The organism is Streptomyces sp. NPDC048506 (assembly GCF_040651315.1).
Lineage (GTDB): Bacteria > Actinomycetota > Actinomycetes > Streptomycetales > Streptomycetaceae > Streptomyces.
Genome location: NZ_JBEZIX010000002.1, coordinates 243,007 through 258,915, shown reverse-complemented (window position 1 = coordinate 258,915; position 15,909 = coordinate 243,007). Strand labels below are relative to the sequence as shown.

General features: G+C 70.1%; 14 protein-coding genes. 5 read left to right on the top strand and 9 right to left on the bottom strand.

All coding sequences use genetic code 11. The features are described 5' to 3' along the window. Position 1 precedes the first annotated feature (1 nt). Complete coding sequence (locus tag AB0C96_RS02575; protein ID WP_362912867.1) at positions 2-1,555, bottom strand: trypsin-like peptidase domain-containing protein; 1,554 nt, start codon at positions 1,553-1,555, stop codon at positions 2-4. Positions 1,556-1,936: 381 nt separating this feature from the next. Here AB0C96_RS02575 and AB0C96_RS02570 point away from each other — a divergent pair, with 381 nt between their 5' ends. The 3 genes from AB0C96_RS02570 (at position 1,937) to AB0C96_RS02560 (ending at position 4,690) form a co-directional block, all read left to right on the top strand. Further along, complete coding sequence (locus AB0C96_RS02570) at positions 1,937-2,734, top strand: glycerophosphodiester phosphodiesterase (protein ID WP_362912865.1); 798 nt, start codon at positions 1,937-1,939, stop codon at positions 2,732-2,734. A gap of 140 nt (positions 2,735-2,874) precedes the next feature. Further along, on the top strand, positions 2,875-3,513 hold the full coding sequence (locus AB0C96_RS02565; RefSeq protein WP_362912863.1) for an ATP-binding protein: 639 nt from the start codon (positions 2,875-2,877) through the stop codon (positions 3,511-3,513). 208 nt (positions 3,514-3,721) lie between these two features. After that, a complete protein-coding gene (locus AB0C96_RS02560; protein WP_362912861.1) occupies positions 3,722-4,690 on the top strand; it encodes a DUF5926 family protein in 969 nt (322 codons plus the stop codon). Between the two features lie 251 nt (positions 4,691-4,941). Here the strand turns inward: AB0C96_RS02560 and AB0C96_RS02555 are convergent, their stop codons facing one another. Continuing rightward, positions 4,942-5,568, bottom strand: a complete 627-nt coding sequence (locus AB0C96_RS02555; RefSeq protein WP_362912859.1) for a hypothetical protein — start codon at positions 5,566-5,568, stop codon at positions 4,942-4,944. 164 nt (positions 5,569-5,732) lie between these two features. After that, the gene (locus tag AB0C96_RS02550; RefSeq protein WP_362912857.1) at positions 5,733-6,443 is read right to left on the bottom strand and encodes a bifunctional DNA primase/polymerase; all 711 of its coding nucleotides are present in this window, start codon (positions 6,441-6,443) and stop codon (positions 5,733-5,735) included. Between the two features lie 710 nt (positions 6,444-7,153). Here AB0C96_RS02550 and AB0C96_RS02545 point away from each other — a divergent pair. Beyond that, positions 7,154-8,773 carry a PP2C family protein-serine/threonine phosphatase gene (locus AB0C96_RS02545; RefSeq protein WP_362912855.1) on the top strand — a complete coding sequence of 540 codons (1,620 nt, stop codon included), beginning with the start codon at positions 7,154-7,156 and terminating at the stop codon, positions 8,771-8,773. 211 nt (positions 8,774-8,984) lie between these two features. After that, positions 8,985-10,445 (top strand): aminopeptidase P family protein, encoded by a 1,461-nt coding sequence (locus AB0C96_RS02540; RefSeq protein ID WP_362912918.1) that lies wholly within the window; start codon positions 8,985-8,987, stop codon positions 10,443-10,445. On the opposite strand, the gene AB0C96_RS02535 is transcribed toward AB0C96_RS02540, so the two are convergent. The 6 genes from AB0C96_RS02535 to AB0C96_RS02510 all read right to left on the bottom strand — a co-directional run bounded on the left by AB0C96_RS02535 (position 10,435) and on the right by AB0C96_RS02510 (position 15,827). Then, the gene (locus AB0C96_RS02535) at positions 10,435-11,097 is read right to left on the bottom strand and encodes a TetR/AcrR family transcriptional regulator (protein ID WP_362912853.1); all 663 of its coding nucleotides are present in this window, start codon (positions 11,095-11,097) and stop codon (positions 10,435-10,437) included. The two genes, AB0C96_RS02540 and AB0C96_RS02535, sit on opposite strands and share 11 nt — an antisense overlap. Positions 11,098-11,574: 477 nt before the next feature. Beyond that, positions 11,575-11,988, bottom strand: a complete 414-nt coding sequence (locus AB0C96_RS02530; protein ID WP_362912851.1) for an SHOCT domain-containing protein — start codon at positions 11,986-11,988, stop codon at positions 11,575-11,577. A gap of 1,084 nt (positions 11,989-13,072) precedes the next feature. After that, positions 13,073-13,630 carry a hypothetical protein gene (locus AB0C96_RS02525; protein ID WP_362912849.1) on the bottom strand — a complete coding sequence of 186 codons (558 nt, stop codon included), beginning with the start codon at positions 13,628-13,630 and terminating at the stop codon, positions 13,073-13,075. Further along, positions 13,627-14,037, bottom strand: coding sequence for a hypothetical protein (locus tag AB0C96_RS02520; RefSeq protein ID WP_362912848.1), 411 nt, complete (start codon positions 14,035-14,037; stop codon positions 13,627-13,629). Before AB0C96_RS02520 ends, AB0C96_RS02525 begins: the two co-directional genes overlap by 4 nt. A 216-nt stretch (positions 14,038-14,253) precedes the next feature. After that, the gene (locus AB0C96_RS02515) at positions 14,254-14,823 is read right to left on the bottom strand and encodes a peptide deformylase (protein WP_362912846.1); all 570 of its coding nucleotides are present in this window, start codon (positions 14,821-14,823) and stop codon (positions 14,254-14,256) included. Continuing rightward, entirely contained in the window at positions 14,820-15,827 is a 1,008-nt protein-coding gene (locus AB0C96_RS02510; RefSeq protein WP_362912844.1) for a helix-turn-helix transcriptional regulator, read from the bottom strand. The genes AB0C96_RS02515 and AB0C96_RS02510 overlap by 4 nt, the downstream gene beginning before the upstream one ends. Between the last annotated feature and the right edge of the window lie 82 nt (positions 15,828-15,909).

Here is a 15,909-nt window from a genome sequence, read left to right as displayed (position 1 = left end):
GTCACTTGTCGCCTGTGCGCTGGCCCAGGGTGACGTGTGCGGTGTGCTCCTTGCCGGCGCGCTTGTAGGTGAGGGTCACCGTGTCGCCGGGCTTGTGCTGCCAGATCTCGCTGATCAGGGTGGGGCCGCTGTCGATGACCGTGTCGTCGAGCTTGGTGATGGTGTCGCCGGGCTGGAGGCCGGCCTTGTCGGCCGGGCCGTTCGGGGTGACCGCGTCGGAGCCGTTGTTGCCGGTCTGGGCGATGGTCGCGCCGTCGCCACTGTCCCGCATACCGACCTGGACGCCGATCTGGGGGTAGATCGGCTTGCCGGTCTTGATCAGGTCCTGGGCCACCCGCTTGGCCTGGTCGATGGGGATCGCGAAGCCCAGGCCGATGCTGCCGGACTGGCTGGACTCGCCGCCCAGACCGCCGCCGTTGCCGGCCGACTGGATGGCGGAGTTGATGCCGATGACGTTGCCGGCGGCGTCCATCAGCGGGCCGCCGGAGTTGCCGGGGTTTATCGAGGCGTCCGTCTGGAGGGCGCTCATGTACGAGGCGCTGGTGCCGCCGCCGTCGCTGGAGGCCACCGGGCGGTCCTTGGCGCTGATGATGCCGGTGGTGACCGTGCCGGACAGGCCGAACGGGGCGCCGATGGCGATGGTCGCGTCACCGACCTGGACCTGGGACGACTTGCCGAGGGGGAGCGGGTTGAGGGTGGCGTCGGAGGCGTTCTTGAGCTTGATCACGGCGACGTCGTAGCCCTGGGCGTGGCCGATGACCTCGGCGTCGTACTTCTTGCCGTTGGAGAACGTCGCGGTGAGCTTGCCGCCGTCCGCCGCGCTGGCGACGACGTGGTTGTTGGTGAGGATGTGGCCCTGCTTGTCGTAGACGAAGCCGGTGCCCGTGCCGCCCTCCCCGGTGGCGCCCTGGGCCTCGATCGTCACGACGCTGGGCAGCGCCTTCTGCGCTATCCCGGAGACCGAGGTGGGCTTGCGGTTGAGCGCGCCGGCGTCGCCGGGGGCGGAGACCGTGGTCGAGGAGTTGTCGTTCTGGCCCGCGGCCCAGAAGCCGATGCCGCCGCCGACCCCGCCGGCGACCAGCGCGGCCACCAGGACGGCGGCGATCAGGCCGCCGTTGCGCCGCTTGGGGGCGGGGGTGCCGGCCGGCGCCGCCCAGGGGTGGCCGCCACCGTACGGGGGCTGGCCCCAGCCGCCGCCGGAGGAGCCGTGGCCGGCTGTCGCGCCGTACGTGGGGAGCTGGGCGGTGTGCTCGGCCGAGTGCGCCGCGCCGTCACCGGGCGCCGCGCCGTCACCGGGGTGGGTGGGGTACTGCGGGTGGCCGGGGGTGCCGCCGGGGCCGCTGGGGCCGCCGGGGCCGCTGGGAGCCGACGCGAAGGTCGAGGTGAAGGTCGGGGCGAAGTCCGGCGGCGGAGGTGCCGCGGGGGGCGTGGCGGGTGCGGGTGGGGCGTCGGGAGTCCGGGCGCCGGAGGCGGACGCGGGGGCGCTGTCCGACTGCGGCCCGGTCGGCGGCTTGGCCTCCGGCGGGACGGCGGCTCCCTCGTTCTCGGTGCTCACGGCTCTCTCCTCAGCTTCACGGTGTCGGCGCCCACGGCCCCGGGGGCGGGGCTCCTTCGGTGTGCCTATAGGTCCTACGGTTCTCGGGGCCCCCGCGGTTCCCGTAACCCGACAGTCGCGCGGATGCGGAAGCCGGTACTCCAGGATTCAGGATCCGGGCGATACGGGCGAGTCTCCGTCCCAGCCTTTCCCACCGCGCGTCAGGGCGCCGTAAGCCGAGGCTGTGACTGTCCCCCCATCCTTTATGCCGGACAAATCTGGCGCATCCGCGGTTCCGCGTCTCGGGGTACGCACCGGCGGCCCGGCGACGGCGGCGGATGGCACGATAACGCGGTGACCTATGCACGCCCTGTCCAGGACGCCCGTTCGGATCGTCCCGCAATGTCCGTCGTGGCCCATCGAGGCGCTTCCGACGACGCCCCGGAGCACACGCTGGCCGCCTACCGCAAGGCGATCGAGGACGGTGCGGACGCCCTGGAGTGCGATGTCCGGCTGACCGCGGACGGTCATCTGGTGTGTGTCCACGACCGGCGGGTGAACCGCACCTCCAACGGGCGCGGTGCGGTCTCCGCGCTGGAGCTCTCCGACCTCGCCACGCTCGACTTCGGGTCGTGGAAGGAGGACGGCTACGGGAACGAGGCTCCGGACTGGCAGCACGAGGACCCGGAGCGGACGTCCGTGCTGACGCTGGAGCGGCTGCTGGAGCTGGTCGCGGACGCGGACCGCAGGGTCGAGCTGGCCATCGAGACGAAACATCCGACGCGCTGGGCCGGACAGGTGGAGGAGCGACTGGTCGAGCTGCTCGGCCGGTTCGGGCACACGAAACCGGCCATGAACACCGACTGGACGTCGCCGGTCCGGGTCATGAGCTTCTCGGCACGCTCGCTGCACCGCGTACGGGCCGCCGCACCGGACATCCCCGGCGTCTACCTGATGCAATTCCTCACCCCCCGGTACCGGGACGGCCGGTTGCCGAGCGGCGTCGGCATCGCGGGCCCCGGCATCCGGATCCTCCGCGCGCATCCCGAGTACGTCGACAAGGCCCATCGCGCGGGCCACCAGGTCCACGTGTGGACGGTCAACGAACCGGCCGACGTCGAGTTGTGCCAGGAGTTGGGCGTGGATGCAGTGATTACAAATCGCCCCAAGCAGGTGCGAATGCAACTAGGCCTTGGCTAAAGCTCATCACAGGGTGTGCACCGGCGCATTCGGCTCGTATTCGATTGTGTCTAGTGCGTCACTGTGTGCCTTCTGGCCGGTTTCCGGTCCAGTCCATTGGGGCATTCATCCCGTGGCGTGGGGCAAAGGAGGTCTCGGGGGTGGCGTTGGTGGTGGCACAAGAGGTGCCGACGTCGTCGATCATGGCCGTACCCCATGGTCCAGCGGGTGTGGGCATGGCCAGGCGGCGCATGCGAGAAGAGCTGTTGGCAAGTGGAGTTCAGGACAGTGTCATTGATGACGCGGTCCTCATCCTTTCGGAGCTGTTGAGCAATTCGTGTCGCCATGCGCGTCCGATATACGAGGACGGGTCGCCGGGCTCCCTGAGAGCCGCGACGCGGGACCCGTCCGCGGACCTCGCGAAGGACGGCGCCGCCGGCGCGTCCCGGAGCGTTCCGTCGGCGTCCGTCCAGGCGTCCTGGCGGATCGACGCCCAGGGGCGGCTGACCGTCGCGGTCACCGACGGCGGCGGCCCGACCCGGCCGCTCCCGGCCACCCCGTCGGTCACGGCGCACGGCGGACGCGGCCTGGCGATCATCCGGTCGCTCGCCAAGGACTGGGGCGTACGCGACACCGCCACCGGTGAGGTGACGGTCTGGGCCGTCCTCTCGCTTCAAGGCGCATTCGCTACGCGCGTGGATCTGGCGCCCGATCTGCCGCCGTCGCTCGCACCGCGCACGGCAACGGGCGGCGGACGGCCGCTGGGGCCGGGCCTCGCGGAGTTCGACGACCTGCTGTAGGGCGGTGCCCGAGCGCTGTCGACACGCCGTGCTGGATCTGACGGTGCGACATCCTGGCGGGACCCGGCCCCGTCCACCGGCGGGCACGCCATGTCCGCCCTCCCCGACACGGCCTTGTCCACAGGCAGGCGCGACCTCGCACGCGATCCTCTAGGCTCGCGCCGAAAAGCGTCCGTACGCCCAGGATCGACCAGGAGACACCGCCGCCATGGCCAAGAAGCGCCGCCCCCAGCCCCGCGCCGCAGCACCCCAGATCAAGGACGGCGAGGTGCCGGTCGTCGGCGCTCGCGAGCCCTGCCCGTGTGGATCCGGCCGCCGGTACAAGGCGTGTCACGGGCGGCAGGCGGCACACGCCGTCACGGAACTGGTGCAGCGCCCCTTCGAGGGCCTGCCCGGGGAGTGCGACTGGGTGGCGCTGCGGGAGCTGGTGCCCGCCGCCACCGCCGAGTTGACGCTGAAGGGCGGGCTGCCCGAGGGCGTGCCCTCCGTGACGCTCGCGACCGTCCTGCCGATGGCCTGGCCCGCGCTGCGCCGCGAGAACGGTGCGGTGCTGCTCGGCCTCCAGAACGACACCGCCTCCGGCGACATCAGCCGCGACCTCGCGGACACCCTGAAGCGCGCACTGGCTGCGGAACCGGGCAGTCCGGTCGCTGCCGGGCGACCCACCGCCGACGGCCCTCGACTCCAGGACCTGCTCGACCTGGACGCACCTTTTGAGCCGACCGTCCACACCGGTTTCGAGTTCTGGGTGGAGAACGCCGAGAACGCCACCGGCGAGGTCGCCGCCTCCCTGGAGCGGGCCAATGCGGCGGCCATCCCCACCGCCCGGATCCCTGGCCTGGAGGGCGCGTACTGGTGCGAGGCCCCGGAGAAGAACCACCTGCGCTGGGTCACCGCGCACCCCGAGGAGCAGTTGCTGGACGCACTCGCCCGGCTGCACGCCGCCGGCACCTCCTCGCTCGGCGAAGGCACCCGACTGGTGGGCTCGTTCCGCGCCCACGGGCTGGTCGTTCCGGTCTGGGACCTGCCCTCGTCGATGGGTGCCGACGACGTCGCCAAGCCGGCCGAGGCGTTCGCCGAGCGGCTGGCGAAGGCGCTGGCCACGGACGCCCCGCTGACCGCCGACGAGCGCCGGGCGCGCGGCGGGCTCACCAACCGTCAGATCACGCTGAGCTAACGGTGGCGCCGTCGATCGTGCGGCCCGTACGCCCCTCGGGACACCTCCGTGACACCGGTCACAACTCCCCGTACCTGCCGGTAAATAAGCGTCCGGAAATCCACGATCGAATTTGCTAACCGCCGATCTCTTGTTACGGTTCTGGAAGCCCGGTCGCTGGTGCATCCCCCGTCGCCAGCGACCGGGCGCTTCCATGTCCGGAACCAGGCATTCCGATCGGATCGTCGGTTTCGCCGGACCGGGCCCGGCCGTCAGAGCAGCGAACCGCTCTCACCCGAGGCCGAGTTGCCGCCGGAGCGCAGCAGAAGCCGCTTCCCCGCCGCATCGGAGATCTCCGCCACCGCCCCGTACGCCGTCCTGGCCCTGCGCACCGTAGGCGCGGCCGGGGTCTCGCAGACGCCCGGCCGGTCGGCGGCCGGGATCTCACAGTTCACCTGCACGGTCCTGTCGTCCGGGCGCAGCAGCGTCAGCACGGCGCGCAGCGGGGCGCCGGTGATGTTGCGGTAGTACGTACGCGCCCAGGTGCGGCCGCTCTCGGCGAGCACGCAGGTCTGGGCCTCGATGCCCCGGGCGGAGGCGAGTGAAGGGCCGCAGCGGGTGGTACGGCCGTAGAGCAGCGGGAGGCCGAGGTCGGCGAGGGGGTCGACGGGGCCGTTCGAGCGGGCAGCACCGGTACGGCCCTTGCCCGCCTTCCCACCCCTTTCCCCCTTGATGCCCTTCTCCGCCGAGCGACTATTTTCAGCCGTGGCCGTCGCTCCGGACGTATCCGACATGAAGGTATCTGCCGGACCGGCCGTGGCGGCCCCCAGCGGCACGGCGATGGCGAGCACCGCCGCACCGGCGAGCCCGGTCATGCGGATCTTCTGCGCGCGTTGCATGGCCCCACCTGCGATTGAGACGCCGTCGATCGACGGCATATGACGGTGGGGCGAACCTATCGGCAGGTGAGGGGGCACCCGGCCGTCCGGACACCCATTTCCCGTAGTGATCCGGGCCGGTCACACCCGGACGGGTGAACCGCCCGCGCGTCGCCCGGGGCCGCTCAGTACGCGAGTCTGCTGTCGCCGTCGGGGGTGCTGGTGCTCGCCATGACCAGGGCGTCGACGATCGTCGCCACCTTCGGCAGCCAGGGCGCCGCCGGGGTGGACGCCGGCGGGCGCTCCCAGCGCACCCGGCCGGCACCCGTCTGGGACGGCGGCAGCACCACATAGCCGCCCTCCCCGTGGAAGCGCAGCGAGCTCGGCACCCAGTCCTGGGAGTGCAGCAGCTCGCCCAACTCCGGCAGGTCGTACGGCGATACGAGCAGCGACCAGCGGGTGGGGGTGGCCACGACGGGCCCGAGGCGGACGCCGAAGTGGTCCAGCGCCGCCAGGGCGCGGGCGCCGGCGACGGCGGGCAGGCTCACCGCGCACGGCGCACGGCCGCCGGTGGCCAGGACGATCGGGGCGTCCGGGCGGTTGGTCCACCACCAACGCACCATCCGGGCATCGGTGGTGGCCGCCAGCAGGCCCGGGTCGAAGGGGTGCGCGCCGGGCACCACACAGTCGGGGTCGGGGCAGCTGCACTGGCGAGCGGGCCGCTCACCGAGGCCGAGCCGGGCACCGGCCGCTGCCCGACCGGCGGAGCGGAGTCCCACGCCGGGGAGTACTGGCCACTGCCACTCGGTGGCGCAGTGGAGCGCCGCACCGAGCAGCGCCGACCTTCCGCTGCGCCGGAACAGGAGCTTGCGTCGCCTTCCGAGGATCTCGCGCATGAGCGCTCGTTCCTTTCCGTTAACGCCGAGGGCTTTGTCCATCGCACTACATCGCACTACAGGGCACTGCTTGCCGGTTCGCGTTCGCTTCGCGCCGCGCCGCTCGATGCCGTGGTGTGGCGTCTCTTGCGGCCCGGCCCTGCGACCCGGGGTCGATCCCTATCGATCACGCCACGTGGATCTCTGGTCACCGCGTGTACAAGGCAGCGCATCACGCCGTACGCCGAGCGTGGAACGTGGCGGGGGGTGGCGCGCGCATGGCGCTTGCGCTTCCGTAGTGCAGTCCCCGCCACTCGGGAGAGTGCGTCGCGGTCGTCGTCGTGTGAGACGCCGGTGCCCGCCGGAGAGTTCCGGTGCGGTCCCAACTTGCCCCGCACCTCTCCGAGTACGTACCCGCCGCGGTGGTGATGACGCGCTGTCGATCGGCGCCAGTCGACCTCAAATTGACGCTCGTGGGGCTCTTTTCAGGCCAATCTACAGACCTCGCTGACACCACAAACCCCATCGGGACAATGCTGGACATCGCCTCGTTGGTGCGTGTACATGTGGAGGCATTGATAGCGGAGCAGCATGACATGGGGGTTTGCGATGCTATTGAGGAAATTGAGCGCCCAAAATTCCCGCACAGCACCACTCAGCAAATGGCCGCACTCCCTTCCCATTGGTGGCCTGACCTGGTGCGATGTCTTGCGCGACGATGGTCGCCAGCCATGACTGCCCCGCACGTACCGAAAGTGGCTGGAATCGAACCAGCACTCCCCACGCCCGCGCACACTGTCGCCCCGCACGGGGCGAAGACCCCCGCGGACCCCGGTGCCGGCTCCCCGTCGGACCCGTCCGACGGCCCGTCCGACACCCCCGAAGCCGCCCGCGAAGGCGCTCCTGACTCCGCGTCCGGCCTCTCCCCCGACCTCTCCGCCATCGACCAACTCGCCGCGGTCCAGGACCGACTGGCCGGCTGGATCTCCGACCTCAGCACCCTGCACGAACTGACCGAGCAGCTCGCCCGCACCCGCACGTTGGAGCAGGCCCTCCACGAGCTGCTGCGGGCCGGCGCCGCCCTGGTCGGCGCGCGCCGCGGCATGGTCGTCCTGGCCCCCGCAGACGGACTCGGCCCGGAGACCACCGTCGGCCTGGGCCTCGGCCACGCCGAGATCGGACACATCGAGACCGTCCCGCGCCGCGCCCTGTCGTACGCGCGGATCCTGGACGGCCTCCCCGAGCCCGGTTCCACCGGCGACGACACCTGTGAGATCAGCGAGCCCGACATCCCCGGCGAGAAGGACCTCGACCCGCGCCTGCGCGAGGTCGCCGCCCGCCTCGGGTACGCCGCCAGTTACGCCGTCCCGCTCACCGCCGCCCCCATCGGCCGCATCGGCGCCGCGGTCTGGCTCTACGACGAGCCGGCCGAGCCCACCGAGCGCCAGCGCCACCTCGTCGGGCTCTACCGCGCGCACGCCTCCGAGCACCTCGCCCGCCTCCTGGAACTGCACCGCAGCCGGCAGGCCACCGAGACCCTGCACGAGGAGCTGCTGCCGCGCCGGCTGCCGCGGATCCCGGGCGTACGCCTCGCAGTGCGGCACAGCACCGGCCCGCGCGGCGGCGGCGACTGGTACGACGCGCTACCGCTGCCCGACGGCGCGCTGGGCCTGGCCGTCGGTTCGGTGACCGGATCCGGGCCGAGCGCGGTGGCCGCCATGGGGCGGCTGCGGGCGTCGCTGCGCGCGTACGCGGTCATGGAGGGCGAGGACCCGGTCGCCGTCCTCTCCGATCTGGAACTGCTGCTCCGGTTGACCGAACCGGCCCGCAGCGCCACCGCACTGTTCGCCTTCACCGAGCCGCCCCCCGGTGCGCCGGGCGGGCCGCCGGTGGCGGGCGGCCTCGGCGACGGCGACCCGCTCCTTGACGGTGTGGCCGACACGCCCCCCGGCGGCTGGGGGAGCGCCCCCATGCCCCGCAAGCTGGTGCTCGCCGGGGCCGGCCACTGTCCGCCGTTGATCCTCGGCGATCTGCGGACCGAGTTCGTGGAGACCTCGCTCTCCGCGCCGCTGGGCATGCTGGCCTGCTGGGAGGCGCCGAGCGTGGAGATCGAACCGGCCGGCGGCGAGACCCTGCTGCTCTACAGCGACGGGCTGCTGCACCGGACGGGCGAGCCGATGGAGCGCGCCTTCGCCCGGCTGCACACGGCCGCCGCGAGCGTGCCCAGGGCCAGCCGTCGTGATCCGGAGGCGGTGGTCGACCACATCGTGCGGGCGATGCTGCCCCAGGGGCTGGACGATCCCTCGTCCGAGGAGGACGTGGTGCTGCTGGCGACATACTTCGAGGGGTAGGGAGGAGTAGCCGGCACAACGCGGGCGGCGAGCCGTAGCGCGCTGTAGCGGGGAGCGGCGGAGAGTAGTGCCGGGCGGCGCACGGAGTTCCGCACCGCCGCGGCCGTGCGCCCTATGGCCGTAATGCCTGAGAGGTCACACGTTTTGCCCTCTGGACCGCAATCCATCCACACATACGATGGAATGCGGTTCACTCTTAAGAGGAGGCATGGTGACCGACGAGCTCACTCCGGAGACCCCGGATGCGGACGAGCAGCCGATCAAGCAGCGCAAGAACGGCCTTTACCCGGGCGTCTCGGATGAGCTCGCGGAGAACATGAAGGGCGGCTGGGCCGACACCGAGCTGCGCGCTCTCCAGCCGATCGAGCAGGCCCCGAACGCCGCCCGGCGCCGGGCCGCGCTCTCGGCGCGCTTCCCCGGTGAGCGCCTGGTGATCCCGGCGGGCCACCTGAAGACCCGGTCCAACGACACCGAGTACTCCTTCCGCGCCTCGACGGAGTACGTCTACCTCACCGGCGACCAGACCGACGACAGCGTCCTCGTGCTGGAGCCCACCGAGGACGGCCACGAGGCGACGATCCACCGGCTGCCCCGCTCCGACCGTGAGAACGGCGAGTTCTGGCTGAGCGGCATGGGTGAGCTGTGGGTCGGCCGCCGGCACAGCCTCGCCGAGTCCGAGGCCCTGCTCGGTGTCGCGTGCAAGGACGTCCGTGAGCTGGCCGAGGCGCTCAAGGAGGCCACCGGCCCGGTCCGTGTGGTGCGCGGCCACGACGCCGGCATCGAGGCCGCGCTGACCGACAAGGTCACCGCCGAGCGCGACGAGGAGCTGCGGGTCTACCTCTCCGAGGCCCGGGCGATCAAGGACGAGTTCGAGATCGGTGAGCTCCAGAAGGCCGTCGACTCCACGGTGCGCGGCTTCGAGGACGTGGTGAAGGTCCTCGACAAGGCCGAGGCCACCAGCGAGCGCTACATCGAGGGAACGTTCTTCCTGCGCGCCCGCGTGGAGGGCAACGACGTCGGCTACGGCTCGATCTGCGCCGCCGGCCCGCACGCCTGCACCCTGCACTGGGTCCGCAACGACGGTCCGGTCCGCTCCGGCGACCTGCTCCTGCTGGACGCGGGCGTGGAGACCACCACCCTGTACACCGCCGACGTGACGCGCACGCTGCCCGTCAACGGCACGTACACCGACCTCCAGCGCAAGATCTACGACGCGGTCTACGAGGCCCAGGAGGCGGGTATCGCGGCGGTCAAGCCGGGCGCGAAGTACCGCGACTTCCACGACGCGGCGCAGCGCGTGCTCGCCGAGAAGCTCGTCGAGTGGGGCCTGGTCGAGGGCCCGGTCGAGCGGGTGCTGGAGCTGGGTCTCCAGCGCCGCTGGACCCTGCACGGCACCGGCCACATGCTCGGTCTGGACGTGCACGACTGCGCGGCGGCCCGCACCGAGGCGTATGTCGACGGCACGCTGGAGCCCGGCATGGTGCTGACGGTCGAGCCCGGTCTGTACTTCCAGGCGGACGATCTGACGGTGCCCGAGGAGTACCGCGGCATCGGCGTGCGGATCGAGGACGACATCCTGGTGACCGAGGACGGCAACCGGAACCTGTCGGACGGGCTGCCGCGCCGGTCGGACGAGGTCGAGGCGTGGATGGCGGGTCTGCTCAAGAAGTAGCCCCCGCGTGCGGGCCGGTGGCGTCGTCCACCGGCCCGCTGCCTTTTTTCGTGTACGCACCCGCGCGGGCCGCTGCCCACACGGCCGTGGCGGCGGACTCGGCGAGGCGGCCGTCGACCGGGCGACGGGCGATCAGCATCCGGTAGTAGAAGGGCGCGCCGAGGGCCGACATCACCTCCACCGGGTCGGTCTCCGGGGGCAGTTCGCCGCGTTCGACGGCGCGCTCCACCATCCGCCCGGCCAGCGGCAGCCGTTCCTCGAAGAAGGTCCGCAGGACCGTTGCGGCCTGGGGGTCGCGGGCCGCCGCGGAGACCACCGCCTCGATCAGCCGGCGCATCCGCGGCTCCCCGTAGAACGCGACGATCGAGCGGGCCAGCGCATGCAGATCGCCGGGCAGCGTCCCGGTGTCGGGCAGCGGCACGCTGCCGCTCAGATCGGTCAGCGACTCGCAGACCAGGCCTTCGATGCAGCGCCAGCGCCGATAGAGCGTGGCCACGTGGATTCCCGAGCGCTGCGCGACCTTCTCCATGGTGAGCTCGCCGAAGCCGCCCTCGTCCAACTCCTCTAAGACGGCGGCCAGAACCGCCTGGCGGGTACGGGCCGTTCGCCCGCCGGGTCGGGTCTCGCCCGGGGCTTGCTGAGGTGTCGTCACGGCGGCTCCGTATTGCAGTGCGGGTTCACGCCAAGTATTGTCCGAGAAGACTAACGCGAAGCACTTCGCGTTTGTCCTGGTGCGCGCCGGTCTCGTAGGGACAGGGGACGCCGCGGGGGAGGTCCTCCCGCCCGCGAGACCGCGCTGCTCACCTTCTCCAGGGACGATTACCGGCCAGCTGTCGAGCGGCCGACGTTCACCCGGATTGACATCTCCCGGATCGCGGATCGACATCTGCCGCATCGCGGATCGACATCTCCCGCCTCGCCACGCCGAATTGACGCCGACTCCGGAACGGCACCGCCCGGCGGACGGCCGTGTCCCGTCGTGGCCCACGACCGCCCGCCCCACGAAGACCTGCGCCCGCGGCCGCACTTGACACACATCCACCGCACAGCCGGCTCCCCTACGGAGCAGCTGTGCGGTGTGCGGTCCGTGCTGCGCGGTGTGCGCGGCGCGGCGTGTGCCGCGCGGTGGTCAGTGGAGGATCTTCTCCTTCGCCCGCTGGAACTCCTCCTCGGTGATGTCGCCCTTGGCGCGGATCTCCGCGAGCTTCGCGAGCTGGTCCGCCTCGTTCCGGCCCGTCGTACCGGCGGCATCCCGGATGTACGCGTCGAACGCCTGCTGCTGGGCCCTCGCATGCGCCGCCTCGCGCTCGCCCATCCCCTTGCCGCGGGCGACGACGTAGACGAAGACGCCGAGGAACGGCAGCACGATCACGAAGATCAGCCAGCCCGTCTTGGCCCATCCGTTGAGGGAGTCGTCCCGGAAGATATCGAAGATGATCTTGAACAGCAGGATGATCCACAGGACCCACAGGAAGACCCACATCGCCGTCCAGAAGGCACCCAGGACCGGGTAGTCGTAGGCGAGGTTCACATAACCGCTCATTACTCTCTCCCGAAGCTGCCGTTCCGCGCGTGCCTGCCGATCCGCGGCGCCGACGCGACCGGAGCGCTCGGGGCGATGCCTCCCGTGGGAGGCATCGCCGGGTCGGTTCCCGGATGGATCACCCTCACCCCGTCGAACCCGGACGACCCGGACGCCCCGAACGCTCCATCGGCGCCACTTCCACGGAACCCCGCTCCGCCCGGAACGGCATCGCCCGCAGCGGGTGACCTGCCCCGACCCGGGCCGGCCGGCGACCGAGCGGCTCCCTCCGGACACGGAGCGGGACGGGCAGCGGCCCTCGATCAGTAACGATCACAGCCATCCCGGCACAGCCGGTCTCGGTGGTTCAGCGCCCAGTTCCCAGTGTCCGGCCGGTCACGACGCCATCGGCAGCGCCGCGCCCTCCCGCCACTTGAGGATCGAATGGCAGGAGGGTGGGGCTGACCTGCGACTTTGCCGTGAAAACCCTGCGGACCAGGGAAAACTACGCTCGGTAGTTCTCACTGGTCCGCAGGGTTTTTCGGTGTGTTGTGCCCTGGGTGTGCCCGCGGAAGGCCGACCAGCCCATAGTCCCCAAGCCCCCGGAACGCCCGTATAGGAGACGCGGTATCGTCCCTCGAACGATCAGTTCACGGACAGGCACCTACCGGCGCGCTGCTCGCTGGCGGGGGCGTGACCACCTGTGCCAGCGGCCCGTCGTAATTCGCTCAACGACCATCAGCAGCGCCAAGCTTCCTGAGGTGAGCCCTAGGCCCTTAAGGAACTCGACTGTGAAGCCGCCACTGTAGAGGACCAGACCGGTGGCCACGGCACAGACGACGAAGGCGAGAACTAATACAAACTGGGCCAGTCTGATGAGCGGCATTAGTGCGGCCAGCCTGTACGGTTCTGACCCGGAGTCTGGCTCCACCCCGTGAACGTGAACCGTCAGATGCTGGTCGCCACCGGCTTGATACACGCGACCCTCGCCCTCGGCCTGGGCATGCATGTTCCACCGGGAGTGTTCTTCGTCGCGCCGGCCTTTGGCCTTCATTGCTGCTTTCTCCTGATGCTGGTGGACAGCAAGCACTTGCTTGGGGCGGGATCACAGAGGGCCGAGCTTACGAGCAAGCTCCAGGCCGATGTCGCCGATGAACTTGAGCTGGAGCCCGGCGGGATCCCCCATGACGTAGTAGACGAAGACGCCGATGCTCACAGGTACGTACAGCCAGGAAAGCCTGTCGATCAGGTGCGACCTGTAGGACAGGCGTTCACGAATGATGATGAAGGCTGTTGCACCGACGATGACGGCTCCCAGCGAGTAGAGCACGGCCCACCAAGTCGATGGGTCGGACTTGTCGGACCACACGGCGCGCGTGCTGGCGCCCGCGATCGCGAGTGGAAGTAGTGGGACCAAGGCAAGAAGGACGCTAAGCAGCGTCTCCCAGACCGTGTCCCAGGAACTGCCTCCCGTCTCGTAGTAGCCCCAGTCGTCATCTCCATCCTCGTCGTCATCGTCGTCTATGTCGGGGGCTGAGCCATGAAAGTGATACTCCGTAATGTGCTGGTCGCCGCCTGCTTGGTAGACGCGCCCCTCATCCTCGGCGCTGGCACGCATGTGCCAAGAGGCGTCGTCTTCGTGATCCCAGTGGCCTGTGCTCATCGCTCGCTGATGAACTGATTCCCGCCTGCTTGGTACACGCGGCCGCGATCACGGACCTCGGCGTGGAAGCTGGTGTTCGTCCGGGGCGAGCTGGCTTCCCCGAGCCTCGACAGCAGGGCTTCGAACTCCGCTGCGGCCGCCGGATCCTCCAGGAAGAGAGTTAGCATCCGCCCTTGCCAGGCGGACTGAAGAGCCTGACGGACCTGTTCGACGTCGCTGGCCGGAGTTGCGAGAAGAGTCGAACGGGTCGTGTCGAGATCCCGTTCCAGTTCACCAGCGGAGGCGGGGCGAAACCGTTGCCACAGAGTGACGACACCTGATCGAAGCGTGTTCCATCCATCCGTTGCCATGGCCGATACCACGGCGGTACCGCCCGCGCTGGCCAAGGCGATGAGCGTCGGGTCCACGGTGTCCCCTCCCAGGTTGTGTCCGCACATTCGACTGATAGTGAATCAGCAACTCTGGGATATGGGCTGGCACTTCAGACAAGTGATCAACGAACCAAAAGTCTCACCTCCGAGAAGGAACTACTGCATGGGCACCTCATGGCTGAGGCTCGGTGCCTGTCCGACGGGCCTCGTGGCCGTTGACATACGTGTGATGCATGGGCAGCGGCCTTTGGATCAGGCACCGTCATATACCCAGGCACGGCCGGTCTGCCGGTACTCCTCCACGGGGATAGGCTCGGTTCCAGGCAGCATTCGGGCGGTGTACAGCAGCCCGTCGAGGTGGTCGATCTCGTGGTGGATGAGGCGGGCGAGGCCGCGGTCGTACACGGTGGTCACAGTCTCGCCGGTCAGGGCCGTGGTCTCCACCGTGATCTTCAGGGGGCGGCGGACGAGGCCGCGGACGTCGAAGAAGCTCAGGCATCCCTCGTACTGCTCGTCCGTCTCGCCGGAGCAGGCGGTGATTCGCGGGTTGAGCAGGATGATGGCAGGGGCGGCGCCGGGCGGCTGAACGACGGCGACAGCACGTGCGATGCCGATCTGCGGGGCGGCGATCCCCATGCCCTTGGCGAAGGGGTGGACCTGTCCGATCCGCTCCATAGCGGCGAACAGCTCGTCCACGGTGTGCTCGGCCTTGTCGCGCTCGGTGGGCAGGTCGAAGGCGCGGGCCGGTTCGGTGAGGATGCCAGCGCCTTGCTGGACGACCCCGAGGTCACGCATCTGCTGGCTGGGCCGCACGTCAATCACCTGAACTCCCTTTGATCCGTCTCGTGTTCTGGCCGTGCCCGGAACCGCCACTCCAGACGGTACCGAGCGTGCAGGGCGGGTGTGGTCGTGATCCACGTGAATTGCCGTTGCTCACCCGTGTCGGTGCGTACGGGTGGGGTTCGCAGTGGGGTCGCCTCGGCGGTCATGGAGGTCTCGGTTCCCCACACCACCGGGTCGAGGGCGGCGGGGAAGACAAGCTGGACTTCCAGTCGCTCCGTGGGAAGGCGGACGGCCCGCTGGAACCAGTTGCCCCACTTGTCGTCGCCGACGGTGTAGGCGTACTCGATCCATACGGATTCGCCCGGGTAGAGCGGGAAGCGGCCTTGGTCGTTGTCGAAGAGCAGCCAGACTTCCTTGAAGGCGTCGCGGTCGTGTTTGGCTTGCCACCGCATCGTCTCGCCCCGGCAGGTGGCCGTCAGGTCGAGTTCATCCCAGGTCAGCGGGTGGGCACGGTAGTGCGCATTGGACCGCTCCGGGTGGCCGGGGTAGCGGTCGACGGAGATGCGGATCAGGTAGCGGGTCACCGGCTCGTCGCCGGTGTTGCGCAGCCGCCGGCGCATGGTCAGCCGGTACTTGCTGCCGTCGTAGTGGAGCCGTGCTGCGTCGTGTTCCACGACGAGGGCCGATCCGGTCGCGTATGGCTGCTCTGGCCTGCGCTGGGCGGGCGGCGTCGCCGCTGGCCGCCGAGTACGAGCCTTTGCCTGCTCGTAGTCGCACCAGCGCCGCCAGATCGCCTTCCCGGCGTTCAGGGCCTCGTCGGCGAGGCGCGAGAACTCCTCGCTGGGCTTGTGGCGGCCCGACTCCACATGACTGACGTAGGACGGGTCGAAGCCCATGGCCAGCGCTAACGCCCTCTTGGACATGCCGCGCACTTCCCGCCAGCGAGCCACCTCGGCCGCGAAGTCCTCGGCCGCCTGCTCGACCGTGATCTCCTCGCCTTGCGCCTCCATCGAAGCCCCGCCCGCGTCATCGTTGGTGAGCATGAATGAACCGTGAGTGATCCCAGTTCACCATCCCGTCACGGCTCGCGTCGCCGTTTTCCTTCCCTCACCGACCCGGATCGAC

Bases quoted from the DNA above. Each gene is read 5' to 3' on its own strand.
- AB0C96_RS02525 (WP_362912849.1), bottom strand. From the start codon at position 13,630: ATGAGCACAGGCCACTGGGATCACGAAGACGACGCCTCTTGGCACATG.
- AB0C96_RS02560 (WP_362912861.1), top strand. From the start codon at position 3,722: ATGGCCAAGAAGCGCCGCCCCCAGCCCCGCGCCGCAGCACCCCAGATC.
- AB0C96_RS02570 (WP_362912865.1), top strand. From the start codon at position 1,937: ATGTCCGTCGTGGCCCATCGAGGCGCTTCCGACGACGCCCCGGAGCAC.
- AB0C96_RS02550 (WP_362912857.1), bottom strand. From the start codon at position 6,443: ATGCGCGAGATCCTCGGAAGGCGACGCAAGCTCCTGTTCCGGCGCAGC.
- AB0C96_RS02530 (WP_362912851.1), bottom strand. From the start codon at position 11,988: ATGAGCGGTTATGTGAACCTCGCCTACGACTACCCGGTCCTGGGTGCC.
- AB0C96_RS02510 (WP_362912844.1), bottom strand. From the start codon at position 15,827: ATGCTCACCAACGATGACGCGGGCGGGGCTTCGATGGAGGCGCAAGGC.
- AB0C96_RS02555 (WP_362912859.1), bottom strand. From the start codon at position 5,568: ATGCAACGCGCGCAGAAGATCCGCATGACCGGGCTCGCCGGTGCGGCG.
- AB0C96_RS02545 (WP_362912855.1), top strand. From the start codon at position 7,154: ATGACTGCCCCGCACGTACCGAAAGTGGCTGGAATCGAACCAGCACTC.